Below are 14,047 nucleotides of genomic sequence, written 5' to 3' on the forward strand. Positions count from 1 at the left end.
CAGGCCAAGCCAAGGTCTTATTTTAGCAACGAATTCCCCTCAAAACCAGCCTGCTCGCCATTTCGCTTATGGGTGTAATTGCCGATATTTGGAAATCATACAACCTACTTCTTATGCGATACCCCTCTCTACTAACAACTACCTGGCTTCCCCTCGCTTTCCTGCTGGGTATAGTATCCGCAAAGGCGCAGTCGAGTACGTCGCCGATGCTTTCGGGCTTTGTTCCGGCGCGGCAGGCAGCTCAGATCAAACTTGAAACGGAATTTAAAGCCAAACAATCGTCGGCCGCGTTTAAAAATCACCTTGAAAAACTCAGCAGCGTACCGCATATTACGGGTTCAAAAGAGAATGAGCAGGTACGCGACTACATCGCCGAAACCATGCGTAAAGCGGGCTGGCAGGTCGATATTTATCCCCACGACGTACTGCTGCCCAAAGGCCCTGGCGACATTGCCGTAGAACTGGTCGAACCGATTCGTCAGCCGCTGAACATCCGGGAGTTTTTGTTCAAGGAAGACAAATACAGCAGCGACCCACGGCTGACGCCCGGTTATAATGCCTGGTCGGGCTCGGGCGACGTAACGGCCGAAGTGGTGTATGCCAATTATGGACGTAAAGAAGATTTTGAGCAGCTGAAAGCCATGGGCATTTCGGTGAAAGACAAGATCGTGCTGGCTCGCTATGGTGGCAACTTTCGGGGCTATAAAGCGCAGTTTGCGCAGGCGGCCGGAGCCATTGGCGTTATTATCTTCACCGACCCTGCCGACTCAGGCTACATGCGCGGGCTGACCTTTCCGGAAGGACCGTATTACAGCGAAAGCGTCATCCAGCGCGGTTCGCTCATCACAACGCCTTACACCGGCGACCCACTCACGCCCGGTGAAGCCGCCCTCCCGCTGGACGCCAAAAACACGCCCAAACGGATGGATATAAAGGACGTAGTGCTGCACAAAATTCCGGTGACGCCCCTCCCCTATGGCTCAGCAACCGAAATTCTAAAACGCATGACTGGCGCAAAGTCGGTGCCGGCTGGCTGGCAGGGAGGTTTGCCCTATACGTACCGGCTCGAAGGAGGTAAAGAATTGAAAGTAAGGCTGATGGTGAAGCAGGAAAAAGCCATTCAGCGGATTTATCAGGTGGTCGGTACGTTAACCGGCGCAGAATTTCCCGACGAATGGATCATTGCCGGTTGTCACTACGATGCCTGGTCATTTGGTGCTACAGACCCCAACTCCGGTACCGCTATGCTGCTGAGCATGACCGAATCGCTGGGCAAGCTGGCGAAAGCCGGACAGCGCCCACGACGTACCATCAAAGTATGCCATTGGGATGCCGAAGAGCCGGGCGTGATTGGGTCGGCCGAGTGGAGTGAGCAATTTCGGGATGAACTGTCGCAGAAAGCCGTTGCGTACATGAATTACGACGCGGCCGTTTCGGGGCGGACATTCGGGGCGAGTGCTTCGCCATCCATGAAAAAACTGATTATCGAAGCCACACAGTCGGTGCAATACCCCGACTCGAACAAAACCGTGTATCAGCACTGGCTGGGTCATAAAGCGGCTGGCAATCCGACCCGCGTGACGGGTTCATCGGCACCGGCGGTGATGGATGGCGAACCAACGATTGGTAACCTCGGCGGTGGCTCAGACCATATCGCGCCCTATATGCACATCGGCATCCCCTCGCTGAGTGCGGGTACCGAAGGGCCAACGCTCTACCATTCTCAATATGACGATTTGTATTTCTACGACAAATTTGCTGATCCGACTTATAAAATGGGCCCGATGATGGAGCAGGTTGTCGGCACCATGACGCTCCGGCTCGCCAATGCCGACCTTGTTCCGTACGACGTAGCCCGGTATCCGACCGACCTGGCCGTTCACCTGAAAGCGGCCGAAAAAGCCATTCAGGCGTATGCCCCAACGTATTCGATTGCTCCACTCCTCAATGTGGTAGCCGACCTGAAAAAGAATGCCGACGCCTGCGAAACGGCCCGGCAGAATTACCTGAAAACAGGCCGCACGGATAAACTGGCGGATTTAAACAAAGAACTTCGTCTGCTCGAACGGTCGTTTATCGACCCGAAAGGCAATGCGTTTGGGGGCTGGTATAAGTCGCTTTACGCTTCTTCGGACCCCAACAGCGGCTATGCGTCCTGGATGCTACCCGGCCTGCTTTACGAAGCTTCGCTGAAATCGACCGCCAACCTGCCTGATCTGGAAGCTCGTTATAAAAAAGCGATTCAAACCCTGAGCGACAAACTCCTAACGCTTTCGCAGGGTATGAGTGGCCCGTCGGCGGTGGGTAGCGGGAATCGATAGGCGCGTATTCGCATGGCTCCATTGGAGTCATAGCCAAATCTGACAAAATAAAAGGGCTGAATCAGGCTTAAACCGGTTCAGCCCTTTTATTTTTGGCCCCTCTTACGAACTCAATTCATGGCTTTTATTCAAACCGATACGGTTACGTTGCGGGGGTATGAGTGCGACGCGCTGGGGCGGCTAAGTATTCCAGCGCTAATGAATTTCATGCAGGAATCGGCCAACCGGAATGCGCTCGATTACGGGATTGGTATAGCGGACCTCGAACGTCAGGGTTTCGGATGGATGCTCATGCGCTTTCGGTTACGTATGCATCACTATCCACGCTATGGGCAAACGATCCGGGTCATTACGTACCCTACTGATGTTGAGAAATATTTCATTCATCGCGATTTTCGAATTGAAGACGAAACCGGTAATCTGCTGGCCGACGCGACCAGTGTCTGGCTGGTTTTCAGTATGGAAAAACGGGCGATGGTGCCGCTTCCCGATTTTATTAAGGCCCTGAGCCCACCTATCGGTCCTGAGCCGTTACCGAAACTGCCGGGCAAACCCGATTTTCAAACGAAACCGTTTGGTGCCACCCGGCAAAAGGACGTAGAGGTTGGCTGGCTGAGCATTGACCAGAACCAGCACGTCAATAACGTAGCGTATGTGCAGTGGCTGATCGAATCTCTCGATAAAGAGACGCTACAGACTGGCGAATTAACCGAAATTGATTTAGTTTACCGTTCTGAAAGTCATTGGGGCGACCAGTTGCTGGTGCAGTCAGCTCCCGAACCGTCGGATGCGTTCGTACACCGAATTATTCAGGGCGATACGGGTAAGGATGTTTTGCTGGCCCGTACTCGCTGGACTTTCAGCTAACCGTTAATAGCAGGCAAAAACTAGCTTTTATGATAACGTCATCCCCTACTCAAACCCTCGATGCCGTATTGGGTGGCCTTATGCGTCGGTACAGTGAACGCGTTCCCGACGTCCAGAAGGTGATCAAGGCTATGATCGAAGAAGGCATCATTACGGCGCCGGAGGAAATTGAGAATGACCACATTGCCTTCCGAACGATGGGCGTACCAAACCTCGGCATAGCGTCGTTCGAGAAGATTTTTCTGCACTACGGCTACGAAAAGCGGGATGAGTACAACTTCACTGAAAAGAAACTGACGGCTTACTGGTATAGCCCGCCAGAACCGCATTACCCACGCATTTTTGCGAGTGAACTTCGGGTACATGAGCTCTCCGACGAAGTTCAGCGCATCATTCACCACTATACCGATACAGTCACGAGCGATCCGGTCGATGCGCTGGATCTGGACGATGCCGAAGCGGTTGACCGCTTTCTGCACCAACCGCTCTGGACAACGCCGACCCTGGCCGACTACCAGACACTATTGAAGGAAAGCGAATATGCGGCCTGGGTGATTTACAATCGCTATTACCTGAACCACTTTACCATCAGCGTTCATAACCTCAAACCGGGCTACAACACCATCGATGAATACGTAGCATTTCTGGAACGGCGCGGTTTCCGGCTCAACTCGGCGGGGGGCACGATCAAGGTTAGCCCCGATGGTAATCTGCGGCAAGCGTCAACCGTTGCGCAAATGATTGATGCTGAGTTTGCCGACGGTAACGTATTCCGCATTGCTGGCTCATACGTAGAATTTGCCGAACGACGGGTGCTTCCTTCGTTCCAGAACCTGCCCGCTGACCAGATTACCCGCCAGCACCGACGAGAAGGGTTTGAAACAGGCAATGCCGACAAGATTTTCGAAAGCACATTTACTACCCAAACGGGTAGATAGCGTATCGTTTTACGTTTGAGACTCAGCGTTCGTGTTCAGACCATTGACCCTAAACTTTTTACCCTTTACTCTATGAAACGAACCTATACTTTTTTTCTGGCCGGATTACTGATGTCGGGTCTGGCGGCATTGGCCCAGAAACCTGCGCCGGTGGGTTTAGGCCTTTATAGCTTTCGAAATCAATTTTCGAAAGATGTTCCGGGCACCATGACACAGGTAAAGCAGATGGGTTTCCGGGAGGTCGAAGTAGCGGGAACGTACGGCCTGAGTGCGCCCGATTTTCGAAAAATTCTGGATCAGAACGGAGTCAAAGTAATCAGTGTCGGCGCCAGTTTTGAAGACCTCGACAACAACGTACCGAAAATCCTGACGGAAGCGAAGGCATTAGGTGCCAAATACGTAGCCTGTTTCTGGATTCCTCACGGTGGCGACGCGTTTACGATTTACGACGCCGACCGAGCCATCGATGTATTTAACACCGCCGGAAAACTGCTGGCCGATAATGGCGTTACGCTCTGTTATCACACGCACGGCTACGAATTTCAGACGTATAAAGATGCTACGTTCTTCGATTACCTGGCCGAAAACCTTAACCCTAAATACGTCAATTTTGAGATGGATGTTTTTTGGGTCAAAGCCCCCGGCTACGACCCGGTTGCCATCCTGCAGAAATACCCTAAACGCTTTCTGCTCATGCACTTAAAAGATCGTAAGCCCGGTACACCCGACTCCAATACAGGACATTCGGATGTCGAATCGAACGTAACACTGGGGCAGGGCGACGTGGGGATAGCGGCTATTCTGAAACAGGCTAAAAAATCGGGCGTGAAGTACTATTTTATTGAAGATGAATCGTCGCGCTCCGTGGAGCAGGTACCCGCCAGTGTAACATTTCTGGAAGGATTGAAATAGTTTTTTAACGCAAAGGCGCAAAAGGTAACGCGGAGATCGCCGGGAAAAATTGGTTACGTTCTTTGCGACCTCTGCGCTACTCTTTGCGTCCTTTGCGTTTGAACTCATTAACTCCCTCGGCAACGCGCTTAATATCCTCGAGCGTATGAAAGGCGCTGATAACAATGCGCGTGTTGGCGCGATCTGCTGCTGTTGGGTAGGCAAACGAATAAATAAAAATCCCTTTTTCTAGCAGATATCCATACAGTGCATCTTGTTCCGTGTAGAAAACCGGATACCCATCTGCCTGCTGAAACAACCCCGTCGAACCCAGAAACTGCTCGGCAAGCGCTACATTCCGGCTAAGTTGTTCACGCCCTTCAGTATACAACGTATCAGCTTGCAGAAAAGCCGCTAAACAGGCAGGAGGCATGGGTGAACAGGCACCAAAGAACGCCGTCCGGCGGATGGCTGTCAACGTAGCAGAATCACCGAAAATAGCTCCGCCCGGCAGCCCCATCGCCTTAGCCAGCGAGGCCGTAACTATTACGCTAATATTCGGTTTTTGAGGCAGCGACGGCCATATACCGCGCCCATTGTTCAGTACGCCAATGCCATGCGAATCGTCCACAACAAGCGTAAGAGGTACGTCATCTGGTAAAGCATCTATCCAGTTGAAATCGTAATATTCGGAACGGACAGCATCGAGTGAATTAACCAGAATGGCAATGGGCTTCAGACTCGTTTGAGCTGCCGTCAGGCTACGTACCTGATCGGCTAACTGCGCCGACCAGTCAGCAAATGAACGCGTTGGCAGATCGACAGAAGGCTGATGCCACATCGCCGGGTGCGCGTTTGACCCATAAAGAAACGTAGCGTTCTGACTCCGCAGCCAGTTGGAAATAACCTGCCCGGCCATCATCCCCGACGAAAGCGTCAGCGCCGACGGTGCTCCAACAACAGCCGCCAGTTTTGCTTCAGCTTCTTCATAGACACTCAGACGCAGATTTCCATTTCGCGAACTGCCAAATACAGTACCGTACTGATTAACGGATTCTGCCATCAATTGCTGAAAGGCCGGATGCTGGGGTAAACCCAGATAGGCCGTTCCACTAAAGAAAAGGTATTCCTGGCCGTTATGCCGTATGGTCCGGTTCGGAAGTTGATTAACGGTAAAACTTTCGCTCATCTGCTCAGTCGCTCGTTCGCTCATTGTTCCAGTAATTGAACGCCTGTACCATTTTCACTGGCAAAAATAACGGTGCCGTAATCAAACGTAACGCCCCTGGCCGGATCATTGGCAATGAGCATGGCGCCGTCCAGATCGGCGTAGTCGAGTAGCGGGAGCAACTGGGCAATGGCCGAAATACCTACACTTGACTCAGTCATACAGCCCACCATCACGCGCAGCCCCAGCTCACGGGCACGGGCGATCATCCGACGGGCCGGCGTAATTCCTCCGCACTTTGTGAGTTTGATATTGACGCCATGAAAATAGCCCGCGCACTTGTCAACATCGGATTCGACAATGCAGCTTTCGTCGGCAATAATGGGCAGAGTCGATTGTTCGTATACCTGTCTGGCACCCTCCCAATCGTCGGCGGGAAGTGGCTGTTCGATGAATTCAACCCCCAAATCAGCCAGTACAGTGGATTTAGTGATGGTTTCTGTGGGCGTCCAGCCACAATTGGCATCCACCCGGAACACGGCATCGGTATGCCGACGTAACGTCTGAACAAGCGAGATATCCTCTTCTGGACGGCCCAATTTTATTTTATAAAGCGGCCAGGGCCGTTCCTGCATCTTTTCTACCATCCGCCCGGGTGTATCCAGCCCGATGGTGTAATCTGTGATCGGGCTGTTAGCCGGATCAAGATTCCAGAGTTTATAAAGCGGCTGCCCCTGCCGCTTCGCCCACAAGTCCCACCCAGCCTGGTCAAGAGCACACAAGGCAAAGGGGTTCTGCGCCAGATGCGGCTGCATATCGCTCCAAAACGTTTCAGGATCAGCTACGGTATGGCCTTCAATCAGATGGCGAATAGCTTCAAGCGCGGCTACCATGCCGTCAATTGTAATGCCGTAATAACGGGTAGCCGTGGCTTCGCCAAACCCTCGATACGCACCCTCGCGCAGCTCGACAATGAGCGTCGGCTGCACATCGCGGCTATCGTGGGCAATGGTAAACGTATGAGTCAGCCGAAGGTCGACCCGATGAAGAACTAACTGCATTAAGCAAAGATATGGGGAAATGTAAAATGAAGAATGGCGATTGACAACAGATCCGGCATAGATCGTTTATCAATCGCCATTCTCCCCTATCATTTCATCACACCTGAATCAACCCATGACGAACGGCTTCGAGCACCATGCCCACGCGCGTTCGGACGTTCATTTTCTGAAATACCACTTCCCGATAGCCATCTACCGTACGAGGACTGACACACATCTTATCAGCGATCTCATTATAAGTCAGTTCGCTACAGGCCATTTTCAAAAAGTCGGACTCACGCCCGTTCAGGTTGAAAATCGGAACGACACTACTCTCTCCGGGCGCATTCAGATTGCGAATGAGCTGCGACGTCAGAAAGTCGGAATAATAATGGCCTTTGGTCATAATTTCGTCCAATGCCTGGCGGAGTTCACTCGGACGACACCCTTTAAGCAAATAGCCACGTGCGCCGTTACGTATTACCTGAACAATGTGATCTTCCCGATCAGTCATGGAAAGTGCCAATACATTTACCGTCGGATACAGTTGCTTAAGTTGTAGGGTTGTTTCAAATCCATCCATTTCTGGCATGTGCAGATCCAGCAAAGCAATGTCGGGAATCCGATTACTTTGCTGGATCTGATTGATCAGATCACGACCGTTTACTGCTACAAATAATACTTCATACTGGTCAAATTTGCGAACATAATCAGCAAGCGCTTCGGCCACAAGATGATGATCGTCGGCAATGGCGATGGAAGTAGGCATGAGGAAGGTGTGTTAGTATGATTATCGCCTGAAAAATAGGGAGTTACCGCACCAAACACAATACCCCGAATGGGGTATTTTTTTAATCAACCAGCATTTTAGGGTATCATTTTAACTATAGTTAACACCTTTAAACTAATAAGATTGCTTTTTCAAATCATTTGGTTACGTGGCAATTGTATTTCAATACGGGTACCTTCACCGAAATTACTGTCGACACGACAGGCACCGCCCAGTAAACGGGTCCGCCGATGCAAATTATTCAGACCAGCACCGGCCTGATCCAGAGTTCGGGCAGTGGCTTCTCCCACATTGAATCCTTTCCCATCATCGGCAATCGTAAGCACAAAACAGTCAGGCTTGTAGAGAACCGAAACAGTCAGGTTGCTGGCGCTGGCATGCTTCAGTACATTATTGATAGATTCCTGCGCCATACGTAATAGCACAGTTTCAGCCTGGTCGCCAAGCGAATACGTCTCCCCCGACGTAATAAGCTGGGCCTGAATTCGGCCCGTATGCTGAATACGTTCCAGTTCAAGCGTTAGGCTGGGCAGTAGCCCGAATCGCTGAACAGTGTCATAATCGAGCGTTTTGGAAAGAGCTCGCACATCTGAAATCACGGTTCTGAGCAATTCACGAGTTTGCTGTACAGACCGCTGGGATTCCAGTTCCTGCACTTCATCTTCGAGGGTATTCAGCCGCATAACGGCTACCGTCAGTAGCTGACCAATGTTATCGTGAAGTTCCTGCGCGATTTGCTGAAGTGTATGGTTCTGTATTTCGATCTGCGATTGAAGAAGTTCGCGCTGGTAAAGTTCAGTCATTTGTCGTTTGTCGTTAAGATAGCGTCGGTATTGGCGTTGGTGCAGGATTACGAAGCCGATTGGGGTCATTGTAATCAGTACTAAAAACACCGTAGCAATACTGACAAGAGTTACTTCTCCGGTAAAACTTTGCATCGCATACCTATATAGAAATACACGCACATAATTAGAAATACCACATTGTGGATCTTCCAAATTACACCAATATTCGCCGAATTTCGATTGGTTAAGGTGTTGTAAGTCAGAAAAATAAAGAAATTGCTGGTGTAGTACGTGAAAACCCCGTTAACGTACCAGAAATCCTTAACCCGGAGGATATCTTCCTTTGGCTGTACGGCTAGTTTAAGTGTGTAATATAACAGGCTACCGACTGTTATCATCAGGCTGATTATCCCAAAAGGTACGCTGTTGAAACTAGCGACCGAATCGGCCGATTGCAGACTTAAAATAGTGCGTAATTGGTAGAGGATAATGAAGCTGAAAATCAACCTGGTAAGTAATGGATTTCTGTAAAGCCTGGCAAAGTAAAACGCCAGGATAAAAAAAGACCAGGAAAAGTTGAGGGAGTAAACGAATAGATTGTTGAATTCCAGAATATCCAGAATCGTAGCATATCCGTTAAAAAAGACCTGGCCAAGAATATAATAAACTACATAGTCTCTCCTCTGCCAATCTATTTTAGCAGCCGCCAAAACAAATAATAACAGAGGAGAGATCAGGTCAAAATAGTTAATGGCTTTATAAAATAACTGCCACATCGAATATAAAATCAGACTCATTAACCACAGCCCGGCGGTCTGGGGCACCCCGTAACCCCTACGGCTTCATTCTCTTCGTTGAAAGCCCAAACCTTAGCCTTAAAGGTTCCGGGGGCGTCGCCAAAACTAAAGGCTAATTGTATGATAACATTACCATTGTCGGAGTCTGGCGACTCTTTAATCAGTTTCGCCAGCTCGGCTTTTTTAAACACATATTCCAGCATACTATGATTGAGTTAGGGTGAGATTAATACCAATGCTAAAATAAGTGTTCGTATAAATAAAGAGCTGTACACGGGGAAAAGCCCAAGCATACCTAAAATTAATAACACATTGATTATCAATAGGATTTTATAAATTATTAATAAGTTATTACCTAAATACCGTATTTTCCCCGTATTAATCCCGCCTTTTTCCCGCTCTTAAATCGGGCAAATCTCCCCTACTCTGCGGCCTGTTTCTGTGGCAACTTTGGGCTATCCATTCTGTTCATCACCTATCCATCACCTTTTGAAGGAGCAGCTCCGCCGGGTACTAATCCGGCGGGCTGTTTTTTTATAGACTATCCAGAAACCTCTCCGTATTGCACTATAAATCAAATGATTACACATTTCTTTTAGCGGATATAAATCCAAAGACCACGAATCCCGCGTAAGTCTGCATGTTGTCGACAAACACCAGTAAGCATTCAGTACACAGTTTCACTAACTCAAAAAGACAACATCATGAAAACGATCAAATCGGTATTCGCTATACTTACATTACTGGCGCTGAGTCAGGTCTCTTTTGCTCAGGAAAAAACCGTTACGGTGGGCGGTGCACCCATGTATCCATCGAAGAATATTATTGAAAATGCCGTCAATTCGAAAGATCACACGACGTTGGTAGCAGCCGTAAAAGCCGCAGGCTTAGTCGAAACGCTCTCGGGTCCCGGTCCTTTCACGGTCTTTGCACCAACCAATAAGGCGTTCGATAAACTGCCTAAAGGCACCGTTGAAACACTGGTGAAACCAGAAAACAAAGAAACGTTGACGGGTATTCTGACCTACCACGTAGTGCCGGGCAAAATGAGCGCAGCTGACCTGATGAAAGCCATTGCGGATGGCGGTGGGAAAGCCACGCTGAAAACAGCCTCGGGTGGTACGTTGACGGCAATGCAAAAAGGCAAAAAAATTGAACTCACCGACGCAAAAGGCGGAATGGCTACAGTAACAATCCCTGATGTAAATCAGTCAAACGGCGTGATTCACGTAATCGACACGGTGCTCATGCCGTAATAAGTCCGATTCTATCCGAATAGAAAAATCCCCGTGGCAACCACGGGGATTTTATTTTTTAGGTGTATTCCGATCGTATAATAACACACGACAAATGCGCAGAAGGTGCTACTATTCAGCGAATGCTTTCCGGTACGTCGTGGGTGTTTGTCCGGTTATTGTCCGGAAGGTTTTGTTGAAATGAGACAGGTTGTTGAAACCTACAGCAAAACTGACGTCGGCAACGGTGCGGGCGGAATGCAGCATCCGGCGAGCCTGATTAACGCGGTATTCATTTACAAAGTCGGTGTAAGTTTGCCGGGTCATGCGTTTAAAATACCGACAAAAAGCCGGAACCGTCATACTGGCCAGGTCTGCAACAACGTGAATGTCTACTGGTTCTGCGTAATGTTGCTCAACGTACTGGCAGATGCGGTTGATGCGCTCCTGCTCTTTAGGATTCAGGTCAAAGCGAACACCATCGGTATGCAGCGGCTGAGCATCGGGCGCTTCAGCCAACTGTTGGAGAATATGTAACAATGTCAGGAATCGCTCGAACGGCATTTGTGTAGGCATCTGCCTGAGTAGCGGCCCAATTTTCTGTTTGGTATCATCCCCAAAAATTAAACCTGTGTGCGCCCGGTCGAATAAGCGCCTGACGATTTTCAATTCCGGCTTTTGCAGAAAGGGTTCGCCCATAAAGTCCTCGCGCATCTGCACAACAATCTCCTCATGGTCGCCCAGCTTGCCGTAGCTGTAATTAAGATGCGGGAGGTTTGGGCCAATAAACACCAATTCACCCGCTTCATAGCGTGATACGTTGGTACCAATACGGCGCTGGCCTTCGCCCGCTGGCAGAAAGACAATCTCATACTCAGGGTGATAATGCCAGTAAACACCACAGGTGTCGACCCTGGTATGATGGATAACCCGAAAGGAACTGCCTGCTTCAGGTTCTATTTTTTCAAACTGGAGTTTCATAGGGGCGCAGGAACGGGAAGAAGGGGAGTAAAGGGACGAAAGGAAGGCGGCCCGAAACGTATTCACCCCTTTCGTCCCGTTCTTTCCCTTACTCCCTCTCCTCCTTCTTTTCCATGAAACCGCAAATGGATTTTAAACGTTTATATACCAACGCAATACTCGTACTACGCAGCATGAAAAAATTTCATCTATATGCGCTCAGTCTGCTCTTTATGGTGGGCTGTGCACAGGGTCAGTCAAAAGATTATACGCCCGCTAAATTACCGACCCTCAAACCGGGTGAAGCAGTTGCTACGTTTGCTGGTGGCTGTTTCTGGGCGCTCGAAGAAGGTATGAATCAGTTAAAAGGGGTTCGGGAAGTGATTTCAGGATACGCTGGTGGCAACGTCAAAAACCCGACCTATGAGCAGGTGGGTACCGACGCAACCGGCCATGCCGAATCGGTGCAGGTTTATTACGACCCGAAAGTGATCAGCTATTCGCAGTTACTCGATGCTTTTTTTGCGGGTCACGATCCCACGACGCTCAATCGTCAGGGACCCGATGTTGGCCGCGATTACCGGTCAGTCGCTTTTTACCGGACCCCCGAAGAAAAAGCCGAAATTCTGGCTGCCATCAAACGTACCAACGAATCGAAGCATTACGCGAATCCGGTGGTTACGGAAGTAACGCCTTTGACGGCTTTCTATCCGGCCGAAAATTACCATCAGAACTACTTTGCCCTGCACCCTGACCAGCCGTACATTCGGAGCGTATCGCTCCCAAAGGTGGAAAAGCTACGTAAAGCCATGGCCGGGCACCTGAAAAATAATACGTCGTTAACTATGCTTGACTGATTTTTAAACCCAATGGGTTAATTCAGCATTAGCAACGGATAATAGATTGTAAAAATAGCCGGTCTCAGCCGGCTATTTTTGTACTATGAATACAACCTTAATACTTAAAAGATCTCAACGAAACGTGTTCGTACGTAACCTGCTGACATTTCTCCTAAATCGGCAGGCACTGGCTGTTGGATTGGTGTTTGCCTCTGACAGTCTGCTGTTTGGCAGTTGGGTAGCCCACATTCCGCACATCAAGGAGAGACTACAGCTCTCCGATTCAGATCTGGGCATGACGCTTTTTGCCATGCCCATTGGTTTGATTGTTATGAACCCGTTGACGGGCTGGATCATCGCCAAACTTGGCGAATCCCGCACTTGCTTCTGGTCGGCCATCGCCTTAACGCTGGCCATCTGTATTCCAATCAACGCGCCGAACACCGTCGTTATGGCTGGGGGGCTTTTTCTGGTTGGCTTGTGTAGCGCACTGATCAACGTGGCCATGAATACGGCAGCCACCAACGTAGAGCGGTCACAAAACATCTCCATTATGTCGTCGTGTCATGGCATGTGGAGTTTAGGCGGGCTGCTCGGGTCGGGGATTGCGGGTGCCGTAATTGCGCTGCATGTTTCGCCTTCTGCTCATATGGCTGTAATGGCGGGCTTGGTCTTACTCGTTACGTTTCTGCTTCAGCCAATACTGAGCACCATTCCGTCGAGCAGCCGGACCGAGTCGGGTGAGAAAGCGGGGTCCTCGTTTGTATTGCCGAATATGGATTTGTCTCTGATGATTCTGATTGGGCTGGCCGTTGCTATGGGCGAGGGCGTTGCGTTGGACTGGAGCGCGGTTTATCTGCGCGAAACGCTGGGTGCCAGCAGCCAGATTGCAGCACTAGGCTTCGGTGCTTTTTCGCTGACAATGACTAGTTTCCGGTTTGTTGGTGATGCTATCCTCCCTAAAATCGGCGCAAAACGCTGGCTTCAGATTGGCGGGCTGATTGGCGCGTCAGGACTTTTGCTGGCCATAGCGTTACCTTATCCGCCAACGGCTCTGATCGGTTTCGCTTTGCTGGGCGTCGGCTGTTCGCTGGGGGCACCCATTCTCTACAGTGCGTCGATGCGCGTGGCTGGCATTCCACCGGCCGCTGGTTTGGCGACGTTCGCTACGTTCAGTTTCATTGGCTTTCTGGCGGGTCCACCCATTATCGGTTTCGTTGCCGAATCATTCGGGCTGTATTATGGCTTAGGTCTTGTAGCGATTATGCTGCTTCTTTCGGCGGGGTTGTCACGCATTGTTAAATTGTTCTAAGCCACACTGTTTGCTGCACATTTGGTTTAACAGACATGAGGCAGCAACCAGCTATCGGTGAGCATAACCTATTATTCTATTACGCAAATTCCGTAGTATTGCTT

13 protein-coding genes are annotated in these 14,047 nt (G+C 50.0%); 7 read left to right on the plus strand and 6 right to left on the minus strand.

The features are described from left to right. Window positions 1-113 precede the first annotated feature (113 nt). From LN737_RS28300 to LN737_RS28315, 4 genes are all read left to right on the plus strand, one after another. Window positions 114-2,321 (plus strand): M28 family peptidase, encoded by a 2,208-nt coding sequence (locus LN737_RS28300; protein WP_405514214.1) that lies wholly within the window; start codon window positions 114-116, stop codon window positions 2,319-2,321. A 117-nt stretch (window positions 2,322-2,438) separates the two neighbouring features. Further along, complete coding sequence (locus LN737_RS28305; RefSeq protein ID WP_405514215.1) at window positions 2,439-3,188, plus strand: acyl-[acyl-carrier-protein] thioesterase; 750 nt, start codon at window positions 2,439-2,441, stop codon at window positions 3,186-3,188. 29 nt (window positions 3,189-3,217) lie between these two features. Continuing rightward, complete coding sequence (locus LN737_RS28310; protein WP_405514217.1) at window positions 3,218-4,126, plus strand: DUF1338 domain-containing protein; 909 nt, start codon at window positions 3,218-3,220, stop codon at window positions 4,124-4,126. A 72-nt stretch (window positions 4,127-4,198) separates the two neighbouring features. After that, entirely contained in the window at window positions 4,199-5,038 is an 840-nt protein-coding gene (locus LN737_RS28315) for a sugar phosphate isomerase/epimerase (RefSeq protein ID WP_405514219.1), read from the plus strand. Window positions 5,039-5,114: 76 nt separating this feature from the next. Here the strand turns inward: LN737_RS28315 and LN737_RS28320 are convergent, their stop codons facing one another. The 5 genes from LN737_RS28320 to LN737_RS28340 all read right to left on the minus strand — a co-directional run bounded on the left by LN737_RS28320 (window position 5,115) and on the right by LN737_RS28340 (window position 9,800). Then, on the minus strand, window positions 5,115-6,230 hold the full coding sequence (locus LN737_RS28320) for an aminotransferase class I/II-fold pyridoxal phosphate-dependent enzyme (RefSeq protein ID WP_405514221.1): 1,116 nt from the start codon (window positions 6,228-6,230) through the stop codon (window positions 5,115-5,117). After that, a complete protein-coding gene (locus tag LN737_RS28325) occupies window positions 6,227-7,246 on the minus strand; it encodes a dipeptide epimerase (RefSeq protein ID WP_405514222.1) in 1,020 nt (339 codons plus the stop codon). Before LN737_RS28325 ends, LN737_RS28320 begins: the two co-directional genes overlap by 4 nt. Before the next feature lie 97 nt (window positions 7,247-7,343). Next, the gene (locus LN737_RS28330; protein ID WP_405514223.1) at window positions 7,344-7,994 is read right to left on the minus strand and encodes a response regulator transcription factor; all 651 of its coding nucleotides are present in this window, start codon (window positions 7,992-7,994) and stop codon (window positions 7,344-7,346) included. Window positions 7,995-8,146: 152 nt separating this feature from the next. Then, window positions 8,147-8,818, minus strand: a complete 672-nt coding sequence (locus tag LN737_RS28335; RefSeq protein ID WP_405514225.1) for a sensor histidine kinase — start codon at window positions 8,816-8,818, stop codon at window positions 8,147-8,149. Window positions 8,819-9,596: 778 nt separating this feature from the next. Then, entirely contained in the window at window positions 9,597-9,800 is a 204-nt protein-coding gene (locus LN737_RS28340; RefSeq protein WP_405514227.1) for a hypothetical protein, read from the minus strand. Window positions 9,801-10,301: 501 nt separating this feature from the next. Between LN737_RS28340 and LN737_RS28345 the strand changes: the two genes are divergently transcribed. Further along, window positions 10,302-10,853, plus strand: coding sequence for a fasciclin domain-containing protein (locus tag LN737_RS28345; RefSeq protein WP_405514229.1), 552 nt, complete (start codon window positions 10,302-10,304; stop codon window positions 10,851-10,853). A 111-nt stretch (window positions 10,854-10,964) separates the two neighbouring features. Here LN737_RS28345 and LN737_RS28350 read toward each other — a convergent pair whose 3' ends face one another. Continuing rightward, window positions 10,965-11,813 carry a helix-turn-helix domain-containing protein gene (locus LN737_RS28350; RefSeq protein ID WP_405514231.1) on the minus strand — a complete coding sequence of 283 codons (849 nt, stop codon included), beginning with the start codon at window positions 11,811-11,813 and terminating at the stop codon, window positions 10,965-10,967. Window positions 11,814-11,986: 173 nt separating this feature from the next. Between LN737_RS28350 and msrA the strand changes: the two genes are divergently transcribed. Together msrA and LN737_RS28360 are read left to right on the plus strand one after the other, a co-directional pair. Continuing rightward, entirely contained in the window at window positions 11,987-12,649 is a 663-nt protein-coding gene (gene msrA, locus LN737_RS28355; protein WP_405514233.1) for a peptide-methionine (S)-S-oxide reductase MsrA, read from the plus strand. An 85-nt stretch (window positions 12,650-12,734) separates the two neighbouring features. Continuing rightward, a complete protein-coding gene (locus tag LN737_RS28360; protein ID WP_405514235.1) occupies window positions 12,735-13,943 on the plus strand; it encodes an MFS transporter in 1,209 nt (402 codons plus the stop codon). Window positions 13,944-14,047: the final 104 nt, after the last annotated feature.

Source organism: Spirosoma sp. KNUC1025 (assembly GCF_045160025.1).
GTDB lineage: Bacteria > Bacteroidota > Bacteroidia > Cytophagales > Spirosomataceae > Spirosoma.